At 51.5% G+C, this 15,055-nt stretch carries 16 protein-coding genes; all 16 read left to right on the top strand.

Translation table 11 applies throughout. The annotated features are described in order from the left end of the window. Positions 1-8 precede the first annotated feature (8 nt). The 16 genes from DWX59_RS17785 to DWX59_RS17705 all read left to right on the top strand — a co-directional run bounded on the left by DWX59_RS17785 (position 9) and on the right by DWX59_RS17705 (position 15,047). The gene (locus tag DWX59_RS17785) at positions 9-1,010 is read left to right on the top strand and encodes an ABC transporter ATP-binding protein (RefSeq protein WP_117560555.1); all 1,002 of its coding nucleotides are present in this window, start codon (positions 9-11) and stop codon (positions 1,008-1,010) included. Further along, positions 994-1,971, top strand: a complete 978-nt coding sequence (locus DWX59_RS17780) for an ABC transporter ATP-binding protein (RefSeq protein WP_117560554.1) — start codon at positions 994-996, stop codon at positions 1,969-1,971. The genes DWX59_RS17785 and DWX59_RS17780 overlap by 17 nt, the downstream gene beginning before the upstream one ends. Next, entirely contained in the window at positions 1,937-3,433 is a 1,497-nt protein-coding gene (locus tag DWX59_RS17775) for a Sapep family Mn(2+)-dependent dipeptidase (protein ID WP_235845093.1), read from the top strand. The genes DWX59_RS17780 and DWX59_RS17775 overlap by 35 nt, the downstream gene beginning before the upstream one ends. Positions 3,434-3,649: 216 nt before the next feature. Then, positions 3,650-4,324: a GntR family transcriptional regulator gene (locus DWX59_RS17765; RefSeq protein WP_117560553.1), complete on the top strand. Its 675-nt coding sequence runs from the start codon at positions 3,650-3,652 to the stop codon at positions 4,322-4,324. Positions 4,325-4,581: 257 nt separating this feature from the next. Beyond that, entirely contained in the window at positions 4,582-5,346 is a 765-nt protein-coding gene (locus tag DWX59_RS17760; RefSeq protein WP_227116791.1) for a GntR family transcriptional regulator, read from the top strand. Between the two features lie 123 nt (positions 5,347-5,469). Further along, the gene (locus DWX59_RS17755; protein WP_227116790.1) at positions 5,470-6,189 is read left to right on the top strand and encodes a GntR family transcriptional regulator; all 720 of its coding nucleotides are present in this window, start codon (positions 5,470-5,472) and stop codon (positions 6,187-6,189) included. Between the two features lie 162 nt (positions 6,190-6,351). Next, positions 6,352-6,771, top strand: coding sequence for a PTS sugar transporter subunit IIA (locus DWX59_RS17750; protein WP_117560552.1), 420 nt, complete (start codon positions 6,352-6,354; stop codon positions 6,769-6,771). An 11-nt stretch (positions 6,772-6,782) separates the two neighbouring features. Further along, positions 6,783-7,256 carry a PTS sugar transporter subunit IIB gene (locus tag DWX59_RS17745; RefSeq protein WP_117560551.1) on the top strand — a complete coding sequence of 158 codons (474 nt, stop codon included), beginning with the start codon at positions 6,783-6,785 and terminating at the stop codon, positions 7,254-7,256. A 10-nt stretch (positions 7,257-7,266) separates the two neighbouring features. Continuing rightward, positions 7,267-8,037, top strand: coding sequence for a PTS mannose/fructose/sorbose/N-acetylgalactosamine transporter subunit IIC (locus DWX59_RS17740; RefSeq protein ID WP_117560550.1), 771 nt, complete (start codon positions 7,267-7,269; stop codon positions 8,035-8,037). Further along, entirely contained in the window at positions 8,024-8,842 is an 819-nt protein-coding gene (locus tag DWX59_RS17735; RefSeq protein ID WP_117560549.1) for a PTS system mannose/fructose/sorbose family transporter subunit IID, read from the top strand. Before DWX59_RS17740 ends, DWX59_RS17735 begins: the two co-directional genes overlap by 14 nt. A 30-nt stretch (positions 8,843-8,872) precedes the next feature. Then, entirely contained in the window at positions 8,873-9,871 is a 999-nt protein-coding gene (locus tag DWX59_RS17730; RefSeq protein ID WP_117560548.1) for an SIS domain-containing protein, read from the top strand. Between the two features lie 29 nt (positions 9,872-9,900). Further along, complete coding sequence (locus tag DWX59_RS17725; protein ID WP_117560547.1) at positions 9,901-10,758, top strand: PfkB family carbohydrate kinase; 858 nt, start codon at positions 9,901-9,903, stop codon at positions 10,756-10,758. Positions 10,759-10,763: 5 nt separating this feature from the next. Next, on the top strand, positions 10,764-11,408 hold the full coding sequence (locus DWX59_RS17720; RefSeq protein WP_180215745.1) for an HAD family hydrolase: 645 nt from the start codon (positions 10,764-10,766) through the stop codon (positions 11,406-11,408). Between the two features lie 230 nt (positions 11,409-11,638). Beyond that, positions 11,639-12,541: a PfkB family carbohydrate kinase gene (locus DWX59_RS17715; protein ID WP_117560545.1), complete on the top strand. Its 903-nt coding sequence runs from the start codon at positions 11,639-11,641 to the stop codon at positions 12,539-12,541. Between the two features lie 56 nt (positions 12,542-12,597). After that, positions 12,598-14,082: a sugar ABC transporter ATP-binding protein gene (locus DWX59_RS17710; protein ID WP_117560544.1), complete on the top strand. Its 1,485-nt coding sequence runs from the start codon at positions 12,598-12,600 to the stop codon at positions 14,080-14,082. A gap of 2 nt (positions 14,083-14,084) precedes the next feature. Beyond that, a complete protein-coding gene (locus tag DWX59_RS17705; RefSeq protein ID WP_117560543.1) occupies positions 14,085-15,047 on the top strand; it encodes an ABC transporter permease in 963 nt (320 codons plus the stop codon). Positions 15,048-15,055 lie beyond the last annotated feature (8 nt).

Here is a 15,055-nt window from a genome sequence, read left to right as displayed (position 1 = left end):
GTATTTAAATGTCTGAGAATTTGATTGAAGTAAAAAAACTCGTAACCCAGTTCTCCGGTAAGAATGGAACGGTTACTGCTGTGGACGGCGTATCCTTCAATATAAAGAAAGGGGAAACCCTTGGTATTGTAGGTGAGTCTGGCTGCGGTAAATCAGTGACGAGCATGTCAATTTTGAGGCTGATTCCTCCCCAGTCCGGTAAGATTGCATCTGGTGAAATCCTGTTCGGGGGCAAGGACCTGACCAAGCTTTCCGATAAAGAGATACGCCAGATACGCGGAAACGAGATTGCAATGATCTTTCAGGACTCCATGACAGGACTGAATCCGGTGATGACCATCGGAAAGCAGCTTGTAGAAACAATAACCGCGCATAGTAAGATGGATAAAAAAGAAGCCTGGGAAAGGGCCCGGGAGATGCTTATGAAAGTAGGCATTCCCTCCCCGGCCCAGCGCCTTAAGGAATATCCCCACCAGCTTTCAGGCGGTATGAGGCAGCGTGTCATGATTGCCATGGCCCTTTCCTGCAACGCGGCGCTGTTCATTGCCGATGAGCCAACCACTGCGCTGGACGTTACGATTCAGGCACAGATACTGGAGCTTATGAGGGAGTTAAAGGAAAAGGAAAACAAGTCCATCATGCTGATTACCCATGACATGGGCGTGGTTGCGGAGATGGCGGATGACGTCATGGTCATGTATGCGGGCAAGGAGATGGAGTACGGTGATGTGAAGAGCATTTTCAAGCATCCCCTCCATCCTTACACCCAGGGACTTCTTAAGTCCATCCCCCGTCTGGACCAGGATTCCTCTGAGCGTCTGTTCAACATCCCCGGTTCCGTGCCGGACTTAAGTGAAATGCCAAAGGGGTGCAGGTTCTGCACCAGATGTACAGAGGCATGCAGCAAATGCTTTGACCAGGAGCCGGGCCTCTATGAGATAGGGGAGCAGAAGGTACGCTGCTGGAAATACGCGCCGGAGGGAGGTTTTGGAAATGACGGACAAAAGTAATGTATTAGTTGAATTGAAAGATGTGAAGAAGGAATTTGTCACTGCCAAGACCTTCATGGGAAAACCTCTGAAAACCGTACATGCCGTTGACCAGGTGAACCTTTCCATTTATGAAGGCGAAACCATTGGCGTGGTTGGGGAGTCGGGCTGCGGAAAGTCCACCCTGGGGCGGTCCATACTAAGGCTGATCAACCCCACGGCGGGCCAGGTCCTTTACCGGGGAGATGACATTACAAAGTATGACAAAGAGCAGATGCGCCAGATGCGCAGGAAGATGCAGCTTATATTCCAGGATCCATACGCGTCCTTAAACCCAAGGATGACGGTTCTGGAACTGATTAAGGCTCCCCTGGATGCCTTTGGCACGGGAACCAATGAGGAGAGGATCCAGAAGGTAAAGGAAATCATGGAACTGGTAGGAATGCCTGAAAACATGATGAACCGCTATCCCCATGAGTTCTCCGGCGGTCAGAGGCAGCGTATCGTGATTGCAAGGGCACTTGTGCTGGATCCTGAGTTTGTGGTATGCGATGAGCCGGTGTCTGCCTTGGATGTATCGGTCCGGGCGCAGGTGCTGAACCTGATACAGGATCTGCAGAAGACCAAAAAGCTGACCTACCTGTTCATTTCCCATGACCTGAGCGTGGTCAAGTATGTGTCTGACCGTATCGCGGTCATGTATCTGGGCAGGATCGTGGAGATTGCCACCAAGGATGAACTTTATAATAATCCCCAGCACCCATACACAAAAGCCCTGCTGTCCGCAATCCCCATTCCGGATGTGGATAACAAGATGAAGAGGGAGATCCTTACAGGCGATGTGCCCAGTCCCTTGAACCCGCCGGCAGGATGTTATTTCCATACCAGGTGCAGATATGCCTCAGAGCGGTGCTCCGCAGAATGTCCAAAGCTTCACGATATCGGCAATGGGCATATGGTGTCATGCCATCTGTGTGAATGACAGCATCGGATATCATAAAGTGGATGAAGGAAGGAACCGTACCATGTTTAAACCTGACAGCAGCTTAATGCAGGGAATTGATGAGTGGATTGAGAAGAATAAAGAAGCATTTGTAAAAGACCTGGACCGGCTGGTGGCCATTCCCAGTATCTCGGAAAAAGGGGATGACACATATCCTTTTGGAAAGAACTGCGCGCAGGTGCTGGACGAGATGACGTCCCTGGCAGCCGGTTATGGGTTCCATGTGGAAAACCATGAATATTACTGCGGCAGCCTGCTGGTAAAGGGAACTGCCCGGAACCCGCGCAGGATCGGCATCTACGCCCACCTGGATGTGGTGCCCCTGGGGGAGGGATGGCATAACCCGCCCCTTAAATGTACCATGAAAGACGGCTTCCTAATCGGACGGGGTGTGGGGGACAATAAAGGGCCGGGCATCTGCGCCCTGTACGCCCTTCGCTATCTGAAGGAGCACGGCATGGAACTTAAGAATGATGTCCTGGTTTATTATGGCCTGTCTGAAGAGACGGGGATGCAGGACATTGAGTATTTCTGCAGGACCCAGCAGGTGCCGGATTTCAACCTGGTGGCTGACACCAATTTTCCTGTGTGTTACGGGGAAAAAGGGCTGATGCGCGCTGACATTGAACGGGGGTTTGAGGGAAACCTTGTTTCCTTCCACGCCGGAAGCGTGGTCAATGTGATACCGGCCAAGGCAGAGGCTGTCATAAACAGCGTGGACCTAAAGGATGCCAGGCAGCAGCTGGACGGTGTCCGGGGAATCAGTGTGGACCAGGACGGGGAATATGTAAAGGTAACCGCCCTTGGAATCTCCCGCCACGCCGCATTTCCGGAAGGCTCCGTCAATGCGGTCCATGTGCTGGCCAAAGCCCTGACAGGAAGCGGCCTCCTTACCGGCAGCGGGGCAGAGGCGGTAAAGGCCGTGGCTGAAATGACTTCTGACTATAACGGCGGATGCTGCGGCATTCCCTTTGAAGATAAGGAGTCCGGCAGGCTTACCTGTGTGGGCAGCGTGGTCCATGCAGGCAGCGGTGTGATGAAGGTGTCCTTTGATACCAGATATCCGGTTACCGTGGATGGCGCACAGGTGGTGGAAGGATTTAAGAAACGGGCTGAATCCCTTGGTTTTGCGGTATCAGTGGGCGAATTGTCGGCTCCGGCCTATGTGCCTCTTGACAATCCCTACATTCCGGTGCTCAGTGAAATCTGCGACCATGTCCAGGGCAGGCACTATGAACCCTACACAATGGGAGGCGGAACCTATGCCAGGCACCTGCCGTGCGCCATTGGTTTCGGTCCCGGAGTGCCGGACGCCCCCAACCCCTTTGAAAATGGCCATGGCCAGGGACACCAGCCGGATGAATGTGTGCCTTTTGACATGTTGCTAAAAGGCCTGAAAACATATATAATATCCCTATTAGAGTTAGACCGTATGTTGTAGTGCAGCCTTGCGCAAATACCAATGAATTCAGCACCCGCTATCTGGACCAGGAGCACGCCTGCAAAGCTAGTCGTAGCACCCACTACGCCGTCGCTTTGCAGACGCACTCCTGGTTCAGATATCAGGCACTGACTTCACCGTTATTTACACAAGTCTGCACTAAGGGGAACAAAAAAGAAATACGTTTGGCTGAACAGGACATGGAGGGGTAAGTAAATGGGAAGAGGTAAGCCTTCGTCGCTTAAGACTGAGATTTATGATTCTATTCTGAAGGACATCATAGAGGGAAATTACAAGCAGAATGAGATTATCAATGAAAAGCAGTTAATAGAAAAGTATGGGGTCAGTAAATCCCCGATCAGGGACGCGCTGATTGAGCTTTGCAGTGAAGGCGTACTCATAAGTCACCCAAGGTACGGGTATGAGGTGGTCAGGATTAACGAAAAGGAGATACGGGATATTGTTAATTTCCGTATCATGATTGAGACCGGCTGCCTAAGGGACGCGGCTTCCATCATGACCAGGGCGGACATCCGGGAGTTAAGGGAGTTCACCCTTACAGAGTGCCATAACAGTGATGAGGACACCACCATCCTGGAGCACTGGGACAACAACAGCAGGTTCCACCTCAAGCTGCTTTCCTACAGCGGCAATGATTACTGCTACAGCATGCTGCAAAAAAGCATAGGAATCATGACAAGGGCCTATGCCCAGAGACACTGGGAGCGGTGGGGGACCATTTCCATACGCATGGGGTGTGAGAACCACCTGAAGGTGATTGATTATCTGATGGACCAGAATGTGGGCAGCGCGGTGGATGAGCTGCGCAAGGACATTGATTCATTTCTGGATATCCTGTATCCTAATTATGGGAACAGGATGTATGTGTGATTATAGTGAAGCGTAATAATCAGGATGGCGCCAGCCATCCTGATTTGGTCTGTTCAGGTTCCGGTAATGGCCGTGCGGCACAGAATATTTGTATAAAAGTGTATTCCAATTTCCCCCACATCTGATATAATGTAATATAATATTATATTAACACATAAAACAACATTGCCATCTCTTTATGGAACCTTTGTGTCAAGCCCTGTATTAAGGGAAGATATCCATAAGGGATGGCCGTATGTCTTTGAAAGAGGTGGAATATGCTGAATGCAAACAGTGCAGTGCCCTTGTACCAGCAAGTGGCGGAAGATATCAGGAACAGGATTACCAGCGGGGAGTACAGTCCGGGACAGGCCCTGCCCAGCGAGTCCAGGCTCTGCGAACTGTACAATGTAAGCAGGATTACCATCCGCAATGCAATTGCCGACCTGGTGGAGCAGGACCTTCTGGTCACGCATCACGGTAAGGGGACATTTGTACAGACCCCTAAGATTTCTTCAAGCCTGAATACATTTAAAGGCTTTACCGTGTTCTGCCATGAGAACAATATCAACGCCTATACCCATATGCTGGGCATGAACCGGCAGAAGCCCAATACGGCCATCATGAAAAAGCTGGAGCTTACGCCTGAGGATGACGTTGTATATCTGAAGCGGCTGCGCCATGTGAATGACAAGCCTGTCATGATTGAGCATGTAAGCCTGCCCTGCAGCCAGTTTGAATTCCTTCTGGATGTGGATATGGAAAACCAGTCCCTTTATGAGGTGATTGAACGCCGTACCGGTATGCGGCTGGAGGATAACTGCTATACATCCATCACGCTGGAGACAAGTATTGCAACGGAAGAAGAGGCACAGCTGCTTAAGTTCGATTCTCCCCAGTCTGTTTTCGTACTGATGGAGACCGTCATCACCCATACAGGCATACCGGTGCACTATACCAAGCAGATACTTTCAGGCAGGCACTTTAAGTTTTTCCTATCCAATAAGGTGAACCAGCTGTCCATGAATTGGAGTGAAGTTTAGGGTGTGTGTGAAAATCCGCTCCCACCATCTGAATGTATCTCCGATTTCTATTGAAATATGTTGTGAAATGTATTATGATGTATTATAATATATCTATTACAGACAATGGAAATGGAGGGTGTGATGGGGACAAGTAAAAATGTAAATCCGGACAGTATGACTCCCATGTACAAGCAGATAATCGACATACTGAGCCGGAAGATGGATGAGGGGGAACTGAAGCCAGGGGACAGGATCCCGTCTGAGGCAGAGCTGATGCAGACATACCACGTGAGCCGCATCACGGTGCGCTCAGCCATCAATGAGCTGGAGGAGGATGGGATGGTGGTCCGCTCCAGGGGGAAAGGGACCTTTGTGGCTTCCAGGAAGGCCCTGTATTCCGTGGATGACCAGATCGGCTTTACCCATTCCTGTTTTCAGGAGGGAAAGGTGCCAAGGACAGAAGTGTTAAGCGTGTCATGGATTTATCCCACCAGGGCGGATGTGGAATTCTTCGGCATGGATGAAGACGAGACAATCCTGTGCACAAAGCGTCTGCGTTACGTGGACGATGTGCCCACTATGATTGAGGTGAACCACTATAACGGAGGGTTCGGGTTTCTGGAAAGGGAGGATTTAAGCCAGTCGCTGTTTGAAATCCTCCAAAAACATAAAATCAGGCTGGGAGAACATATACGCATTCTTGAGGTGTGTTACGCCAATTCCTCGGATGCAGGAATCCTGGGAGTGAAGCCTGGGGCGGCATTGCTGCTGTTTACGGATAAGCATGAGGACTCCGGGGGCAGCCCCCTTTATATTTCCAGGCAGATGTACTGTACGGAGCGCCTTAAGTTTTATGTGTGATTGGGTATGATGGTTGTATATCGAGAGATAGCATTTTAGACTGAATATCAGTTTAAGATGCTATTTTTATTTTCTGGTATTGACAGGCAATATTAGATGATGTATACTTGTGGTAACATAATGTTATATAATGTATTATAAACAGAAGAGAGGAGTGGGAATATGGAACAGTTCCTGTTGGCCAGTCATGGTTCCCTTGCGCGGGCCATGAAGGAGACAGCGGCATTTCTTTTAGGGACAAATGAGAATGTCCATTGTCTCTGCGCCTATGTGGATGAAGCGTCCATGAACCTGGAACAGATGGTGGGGGAGTGGGCGGCGGGAAGGAAAACAGAAGAACACTGGACTGTCATTACGGACATTTTTGGGGGCAGTGTGAACAATGAATTCATGAAGTACGCCGGGGACCCGGGGGTTAACCTGGTTGCAGGCATGAGCCTGCCTCTGGTCATCGGGCTGCTTAACCAGCCGGGCCAGGTGGGTCCGGATGCCATCCGGGCCGTGCTTGCGCAGGTCAGGTCATCCATTGCTTACTGTAATGATATGATGGAAAAACAGGATATGGAAGATGAGGACTTTTAAGGAGGAAAGGTATGATTAAATTAGTCAGGGTAGACCACAGGCTGCTTCACGGGCAGGTAGCCATGGCATGGACACAGTCCCTGGACGTGGATTGTATGCTCATTGCCAATGATGCGATCATGAAGGATGAAATCAGGAAAACCACCCTGAAGCTGGCCAAGCCCAACGGGGTAAAGCTGGTGATGAAGAACATCGAGGACTCCATCACGGCCCTGAACAGCGGGGTTACGGACAAATATAAGCTTTTCATCGTAGTGGAGAGCATTGAGGACGCCCACCGCCTGGCAGTATCCTGCAGGAATATAAGGGAAATCAACCTGGGCGGCTTAAAGCCCAGGGAGGAAGCGGTTAAGAAGCTGTATAAGACCATTCCGGTATCGGCCCAGGATGAGGTCCTTTTAAGGGAATTAATAGAGGCGGGAACCAGGATTGAGATACGGCAGGTTCCAGGTGATGCAAAGATTGAAGTAAAGGAAATCATTTAGGAGGACTATTATGTTAGTGCAGGCAGTTTTAATCGGATTCATAGCAATGTTTGTAACATTCGAATGGATGCTGGGCACCAATCTGGGGTCGCGTCCCATTATCACCGGGGTGCTGGTGGGGCTTGTGCTGGGGGATTTAAAGACAGGAATCATCCTTGGCGCCACCCTTGAGATGGTCTTTATCGGTTCCATCACCCTTGGGGCAGCGGTTCCGCCGGACGTCATAACCGGAGGGATCCTGGGGGCGGCCTTTGCCATCTCAACCGGCAAGGGGGCGGATGTGGCCCTGGCCCTGGCATTTCCCATAGCAACCCTGTACCTTGTGGTGGATAACCTGCTTACCCTTGTACTGCTTCCTGTCTTTGTCCATAAAGCGGACAGGTATGTGGAAGAAGGCGAATTCAGGAAGATGGAAATGATGCATATCCTGGGCGGATTTGTGGTCAAGAGCCTTCCCCGCGGGATTATCTGTGCCGCTGCGTTCTACCTGGGGACACCGGTGATGAACCGGGTGCTGGAGTCCATCCCTGAATTTGTCCAGAACGGCCTTGTGGCCGCCGCCGGATTCATCCCCGCGCTTGGTATTGCGCTGCTGACACGCATGATCCTTACAAAGAAAACCGTTGTGTTCTTTGTGCTGGGCTTTACAATCAGCGCGTATTTACGGATTCCCATGCTTGGGATCGCCCTGCTTGCAAGTGTGCTTGCAGTGATACTGGTGGAGCTGCAGGGCAGCCAGACCGTTGTAAGACAGGAGGTAATGGAAGATGAGGACTTCTAATAACCAGATTACGAAAAAGGACCTGATGTCCATTTACATACGTTCACTTTCTCTTGAATATTCCTGGAACTATGAACGCCAGCAGCATATGGGGTACTGTTTTGCAATGCTGCCTGCAATCAAGCGGATATATGAGAAAAAGGAAGCTCAGATAGAAGCGGCCAAACGCCATATGGAATTTTTCAATACAACCCCCTATGTATCCACTGCCATCATGGGGATATCCGCTGCCATGGAGGAGAGCAATGCCGATAATGCCGACTTTGACACCTCCTCCATCAACAGTGTGAAGGTTGCGCTGATGGGCCCCCTTGCCGGAATCGGGGATTCCATGTTCTGGGGGACCCTAAGGGTAATTGCCACCGGGATCGGAACGTCCCTGGCGCTGAACGGGAACATCCTTGGCCCTATCCTGTTCTGGCTGATTTACAACATACCCGCGTACCTGGTGCGCTACTGGTGCCTGAAGTTCGGATATGGTTTCGGGACCAGCTTCTTAAACAAGGTGGAAGAGTCTGGCCTGATGCCCAAGCTGACCTACGGCGCAGCGGTTATCGGCCTCATGGTAATTGGCGCAATGATTCCCAACATGATTAACATCCAGATAGCGGGAAGCCTGGGCGCCGGGGATTCAGCCACGGCGGTGCAGGGAATCCTGGACGGGATCATGCCAAGCCTGCTGCCCCTTATGATGACCCTGGGCGTGTACGGGCTTCTTCAGAAAAAGGTTAAGGTTTCATGGGTGCTTGTAATCCTTACCTCACTGGGCATCATTGGAGCGCTGTTTGGGATATTCGTGGTATAAAATGAAGATATAGCAGGAGGAGAATGAAAAATGGTAAAGTTTGATGAACGTGCGATTCTGGATAACGGAGCTTATATCTACGCGATGAGACAGGAAATTGAGGCGATTGCCGATGCGGTGTGCGAAAAGGGATTTGACAATATCCTGTTCACGGCCTCCGGCGGTTCCCTTGCCATGATGCAGCCCTTTGATTATATGATTTCCGTCATGTCCGGTCTGGATGTCCGATCCCAGGTGTCGGCAGAGCTTCTTGGGATTGGCAATAACCGTCTGACGGACAGGACCCTTGTGTTCATGGCGTCCAAGTCAGGGGACACCAAAGAAACTGTGGAAGCGGCCGGATATGTGAAGGAAAAGGGCGCTGCAATCATATCCGTCCTCGGCGTGGAGGGTTCCCCCCTGGGAGGGCTTTCCGACTACACGGTCGTCTATAAGGACGGCCGCCCCCAGGAGTTCGTACTGTATATGCTGGTGGGAAGGATTTTGCACAATAAGGGATATTTTGATGATTACGTGCAGTTCGCGGATGAGCTTAAGAACCTGCCCGCAGCCCTTGTGTCCGTGGGAAAGGCAAGTGATGAAAAGGCCAGGGCGTACGCCATGAAGTACAAGGACGACCCATATCAGATCTGGATTGGATCAGGCAACCTGTGGGGCCCCACCTATTCCTTTGCCATGTGCGTGCTGGAAGAGTCCCAGTGGCTCCGCACAAAGTCCGTTACCTCCCCTGAATTTTTCCATGGCACCATAGAACTTGTGGAAAAAGGAGTGTGCGTTGCCCTTAACATGACGGAGGGGCAGACCAGGGGACTGGATGAGCGCGTTAAGAACTTTGTCCAGGCATACACCGATGACTTTACCGTGTTTGACACAGCGGATTACCAGCTTCCCGGAATCAGCACCAAGTTCAGATGGCTGCTCTCGCCGGTGGTGATTAACGCTGTCCTGTCCAGGGTAAGCAAGAACTTTGAGGAAATCAGGAACCATTCCCTGGATATCCGGCGTTATTACAGGAAGCTGGAGTACTGATCAGATGAGACAGGAGTGGGAAGACAGACATGAAGGTAGCTGGTATAGGTGATAATGTAATAGACCGGTATATGAACATGGGCATCATGTATCCAGGCGGGAACGCGGTGAATGTGGCTGCCCACGCAAGCAGGCTGGGGGCCCGGGCAGCCTATGTGGGAAGCATTGGGGCTGACCGGGAAGGCCGTATCATACGGGACGCCCTCACGGCCCTTCATGTGGACCTGTCCCAGTGTATATTCCATGAGGACAGCACCACTAAGAAGTGCGATGTGAACGTGTATGACGGGGAGCGGGACTACATAGGGGCGGACGAAGGAAAGAACTGGGCGCACACCACGCGCATAAGGGACTGTGACGTGGATTACCTGAGGGATTTTGATGTGGTGCACACCAGCTGCAATGCCAAGCTTCATGAGGATGTCCATAAGCTTCAGGACCTGGCGGCCATGGTCACATTTGACTTTTCCGTGAAAGATAAGTACCGCACCCATGAGTTCCTGGAACTGACCTGTCCCTATCTGGAACTGGGACAGTTTTCCTGTGAACATATGGAGACGGACGCAATCCGGGAACTGATGCAAAAGGTATACGGACACGGGTGCAGGAACGTGGTGGCCACCATGGGGGAGAGGGGACAGATGTTCTATAACGGCAGGGAGTTTGTGGAAGGAAAAGCCCGGTATGTCAAGGCCCTGGACACCATGGGGGCCGGGGATTCCTTTATTGCGGCCGTGATTGTATCCCTTTTGAACCAGGGATGGAGGAAAGGAACCACATTGACAGGGGATGCAGTCCGCCAGGCGCTGCAGGACGGTGCGTCTTACTCAGCAAAGAACTGCCTTCGCGGGGGCGGTTTTGGATTCAGGAACCTGATTGAGGAGTGACGGGTATGAAGTGGGTTATATTTGATTTGGACGGAACTTTGAGCAGGACGGATATTTTCATCGTACCTTCCATCCGGGCTGCCATGGAGGATACAGGGCTGGGGGAGTGGACCACCGAGGAAATCCGTATGACCATAGGGGAGCGGACCGAGGAGACAAACCTGAAGCTGTTCGGCGAGGAGCGGTGCGCCCGGGCAGACGGGTTCTGGAAGCTGGTTGAATATTATCAGGACAATGTGTACAAAGACATGGAAACCGTGTACGATGGCGTCCCGGAGCTGCTTGACAGCCTGCATCAGAAGGGGTACCGGACAGCGGTCTGCTCCAATGCGGACCGTACTTATATTGAGATGATGTTAGGCAGGCTGGGGATACGGGATAAGATAGATAAAATCCGCCCCGTGATACCTGGAAAGGATAAGGCAGGTTCCCTGGCAGCCCTTATGGAAGAGGTAAAGCCTGAGGCGGCTGTCATGGTGGGGGACCGCATCTATGACGTGGCTGCGGCAAAGGCCAACCAGGTTCCCTCCATTGCATGCCTTTACGGGTGCGGGACAAGGGAGGAGCTTAAGGAGGCCAGCTGTTTTGCCGGGTCCCCGGCAGAGGTGGGCAGGCTGGCGGACACCCTGCTTTATGTGGAAAAAGAATAAGGACATGTGAAAAGGACATCCCGTACAGGGATGTCCTTTTTTGAGGGCTGCAGGGGGGAGGGACGGGAAAGCGCCGGCATTTGTGCCAGTTTCCGGTTGGCAAAATCATTTTTTATCAACAAAATATATAAAAAAGTATTTACAAAAGACAGGTGGTGTGATACTATAACGTCATAATACATTATGTATCGATATAATGATAAATGAAACAACTAAAGGAGAGGTGAAGTATGCTTAGACTCATAGGGGTAGGGGACAACGTGGTAGACTGCAACTACACCACAGGCATCATGTACCCGGGAGGAAACAGCCTGAATTTTTCAGTTTACGGCCGTCAGCTTGGACATGAAACCGCATATGCAGGGGTTCTGGGCACGGATATCCAGGCAGACATGGTGGTCCATGCGCTGGAGGATAAGGGAGTGGATATCTCCCGATGCGTCAGGGTACAGGGCGAGACAGGAATCTGCGGCATCCGGCTCAAGGACGGGGACCGCACCATCACGGATGAGAATGACGCTGGCGTGGTCAAGTCCCATCCGCTGCAGATCACAGAGGAACTGCTGGAATACATTAAGACCTTTGACGTGGTCCATTCCAGCTGTTTCAGCCACATTGAGGACCAGCTGGTCAAAATCAGGGAAACAGGAGTCCCGCTGCTGTATGACTTCTCAGATGTGTGGGAGGAAAAGGACCTGGCAGCGGTGTGCCCGGACATAACCATTGCATTTTTTTCCGGCAAGGACCTGGGGGAGGAGAAGTTAAAGGAGCTTCTGCACCGGTGTGTGCACGGTTACGGGTGCAGGCTGGCGGTGACCACCATTGGGAGCAGGGGAGCCATTGTGTATAACGGAAGGAAGTATTACAGGAAGCTTCCTTATAATTTTGAGGCGCCGGTGGCGGATACCACAGGGGCAGGGGATTCCTGGATAACAGCCTTCATTTCCTCCTACATAGAGAATAAAGGACGCATGGACAGGCTGCATGAGGAACAGCTGCCTGATTTCACAAGGCAGGCGGACAGGGAGGATTATGAGGACCAGCTGATTGAATTCAGCATGTGCGCCGGCAATCTTCTGGCCAGGCACAACTGTCTGGTGGAAGGGTCCTTTGGATACGGGACGGCATTTTAACCTTCTGATTTGAGAAAGGAGGCAGGACCTGCAGTCAGGGACCGCAGGGAAAGCATATGAATGACACGATATTGAAAATGCAGGGAATTTCTAAATTTTACGGAGGTATTAAGGCTCTGGAGAAAGTGGACTTTGAACTGTACCGGGGAGAAATCCTGTGCCTTTTAGGGGAAAATGGGGCGGGCAAGTCAACGCTGATGAAAATACTCTCCGGCGTGATTGAACCTTCCGAAGGTGAGATTTTCCTGGAAGATAAGAAGATAAATATTAAAAACCCAAACATAGCCCATCACCTGGGAATCAGCACGGTCCATCAGGAGCTGGTACAGTTCGCGGACATGACCATCATGGAGAACATCTATATGGGAAGGTATCCAAAAAAGGGCGGCCTGGTGGATTTTAAGACGCTGAAGGAAAAAACGCTGGCACTGATGGACAGCCTGGATATCCATTTCAATCCCTTTTCCTATATCAGGGACCTGAGCGTGGCGCAGAGGCAGATGGTGGAAATCATGAAGGCAGTGTCCTTTGACTCAAAAATCATTATATTTGACGAACCCACCTCTTCCCTGACAACCGAGGAAACCACGGTGCTGTTCCGCATCATTGCGGACCTTAAGAGCAGGGGCATTTCCATGGTCTACATATCCCACAGGCTGGAGGATATCTTTGCAATCGGGGACAGGATCACGGTCCTTCGGGACGGCAGGAACTCAGGCGGCGGAATGGTAAGTGAGCTGAATACGGACCAGGTCATTTCCCTGATGGTTGGAAGGAATGTGGAAAATCAGTTCCCCAAGGTCCATGTGGATATCGGCGAGGAAATCCTCAGGGTGGAGCACATCAGCAATGAGTATGTTAAGGACGCGTCCTTTGTACTGCACAAAGGGGAAATCCTGGGCTTTGGCGGATTGGTGGGCGCAGGGCGGACCGAACTCATGAGGGCCGTCATGGGGCTTGATAAGGCAGCGGGGACCATTTATAAGAATGGGAAGGTGATTGTGAACCACAACCCCACAGAGGCCATCCGCAACAAATTCGCCCTGGTTCCGGAGGACAGGAAGGACCAGGGGCTGGTACTGCTGTTGTCCATCCTCAAGAATATCGAGATGAGTTCCCTTCCGGAACTGTCCTTGGGAGGCTTCATGAACTCCCAGAAGGAAAAGGAGTGCGCGGCTGAATATATGAAACGCCTGCAGGTAAAGGCAGCGGATGTGGATCAGGCGGCCGGGGACTTAAGCGGCGGAAACCAGCAGAAGGTAGTAATTGCAAAATGTCTTGCCACAAAACCGGATATCCTGATTTTAGACGAACCCACCCGGGGCATTGACGTGGGGTCCAAGGCAGAGATTTATGAGATTATGAATCAGCTGGTACTGCAGGGCGTATCCATCATCATGATTTCCTCTGAACTTCCGGAACTGCTTAATATGAGCGACCGGATCATCATCATGCGGGAAGGGAAGATAACCGGTGAGCAGAACATGGGGGAAGCAACGGAAGAAACAGTAATGAAGCTGGCAACGAAGGAGGCAGTTTAATCATGAAAAATAAATCAATCCAGAAAGTATTGAACAATTCCAATTTTAAATCGTATTCCGGCCTGATCCTGGTCATCATCGTGGTGAGCGTGTTCATGAGCATACGAAGCGAGAACTTCATGACACCTACCAATATCCTGAATGTATTAAGACAGATATCCGTCTATGGGATCCTTGCCTGCGGCATGGCATTTGCCATGATGACAGGGGGAATCGACCTGACGGTGGGCTCCACCGCAGGTGTGTGCGGCGCCCTGGTAACCAAGTTTGTGGTGGAAGGCAATATGCCCCTGGTACCGGCCATCCTCATAGGGCTTTTCGTGGGCGCCCTTTTAGGGCTGCTCTCAGGTGTCTTTATTGCCAAGACAGGAATCCCGCCCTTTATCATGACCCTGGGCATGCAGATTACCCTGAGGGGGGCATGTTACCTGATCTGTGAGGGAAAGCCCATCGGCAACATACCGGACAGCATGCTTTCCCTTGGCATCGGCTCCCTTGGCGGGATCCCCATACCCATTTTCTTCATGCTTGGGACGTTCGTGGTGGTTGGGATCATCCTTTCAAGGACCTCCTTTGGCCGCTCCGTGTACGCGGTGGGCGGCAACTACCAGGCAGCCCATCACTCCGGCATCAATGCCAGGAGGGTCATCATGTACGCCTATATGATCAGCGGCATCTGCGCGGCCCTGGCAGGCGTCATACTGTCGGCCAGGAATGCCTCCGCACAGCCCACGGCAGGCAATGCGTTTGAGACAGAGGCCATTGCTGCCTGCGCAATGGGCGGCGTGTCCTTCAGCGGAGGAAAAGGCGCGGTGGTGGGCATATTCTTTGGCGCGCTCCTCATGGGCATCATCAACAACGGGATGAACCTTCTCTATATCAGCTCCTACTGGCAGCTGGTGGTGAAGGGAATCATCATCATAGCGGCCGTTATCTACTCCATCTTTAACAGCAGAAAGAAATAAAAATGAAA

Origin of the sequence: Enterocloster aldenensis (genome assembly GCF_003434055.1) — a bacterium.
Classification (GTDB): Bacteria; Bacillota; Clostridia; order Lachnospirales; family Lachnospiraceae; genus Enterocloster; species Enterocloster aldenensis.
This window is presented reverse-complemented; position numbering and strand designations above follow the sequence as displayed.

What these genes read in the sequence shown, in the direction of transcription:
- DWX59_RS17750 (WP_117560552.1), top strand. Translation starts at nt 6,352, where the DNA reads ATGGAACAGTTCCTGTTGGCCAGTCATGGTTCCCTTGCGCGGGCCATG.
- DWX59_RS17725 (WP_117560547.1), top strand. Translation starts at nt 9,901, where the DNA reads ATGAAGGTAGCTGGTATAGGTGATAATGTAATAGACCGGTATATGAAC.
- DWX59_RS17740 (WP_117560550.1), top strand. Translation starts at nt 7,267, where the DNA reads ATGTTAGTGCAGGCAGTTTTAATCGGATTCATAGCAATGTTTGTAACA.
- DWX59_RS17730 (WP_117560548.1), top strand. Translation starts at nt 8,873, where the DNA reads ATGGTAAAGTTTGATGAACGTGCGATTCTGGATAACGGAGCTTATATC.
- DWX59_RS17720 (WP_180215745.1), top strand. Translation starts at nt 10,764, where the DNA reads ATGAAGTGGGTTATATTTGATTTGGACGGAACTTTGAGCAGGACGGAT.
- DWX59_RS17755 (WP_227116790.1), top strand. Translation starts at nt 5,470, where the DNA reads ATGGGGACAAGTAAAAATGTAAATCCGGACAGTATGACTCCCATGTAC.
- DWX59_RS17780 (WP_117560554.1), top strand. Translation starts at nt 994, where the DNA reads ATGACGGACAAAAGTAATGTATTAGTTGAATTGAAAGATGTGAAGAAG.
- DWX59_RS17775 (WP_235845093.1), top strand. Translation starts at nt 1,937, where the DNA reads ATGGGCATATGGTGTCATGCCATCTGTGTGAATGACAGCATCGGATAT.
- DWX59_RS17715 (WP_117560545.1), top strand. Translation starts at nt 11,639, where the DNA reads ATGCTTAGACTCATAGGGGTAGGGGACAACGTGGTAGACTGCAACTAC.
- DWX59_RS17735 (WP_117560549.1), top strand. Translation starts at nt 8,024, where the DNA reads ATGAGGACTTCTAATAACCAGATTACGAAAAAGGACCTGATGTCCATT.
- DWX59_RS17765 (WP_117560553.1), top strand. Translation starts at nt 3,650, where the DNA reads ATGGGAAGAGGTAAGCCTTCGTCGCTTAAGACTGAGATTTATGATTCT.
- DWX59_RS17785 (WP_117560555.1), top strand. Translation starts at nt 9, where the DNA reads ATGTCTGAGAATTTGATTGAAGTAAAAAAACTCGTAACCCAGTTCTCC.
- DWX59_RS17705 (WP_117560543.1), top strand. Translation starts at nt 14,085, where the DNA reads ATGAAAAATAAATCAATCCAGAAAGTATTGAACAATTCCAATTTTAAA.
- DWX59_RS17745 (WP_117560551.1), top strand. Translation starts at nt 6,783, where the DNA reads ATGATTAAATTAGTCAGGGTAGACCACAGGCTGCTTCACGGGCAGGTA.
- DWX59_RS17710 (WP_117560544.1), top strand. Translation starts at nt 12,598, where the DNA reads ATGAATGACACGATATTGAAAATGCAGGGAATTTCTAAATTTTACGGA.
- DWX59_RS17760 (WP_227116791.1), top strand. Translation starts at nt 4,582, where the DNA reads ATGCTGAATGCAAACAGTGCAGTGCCCTTGTACCAGCAAGTGGCGGAA.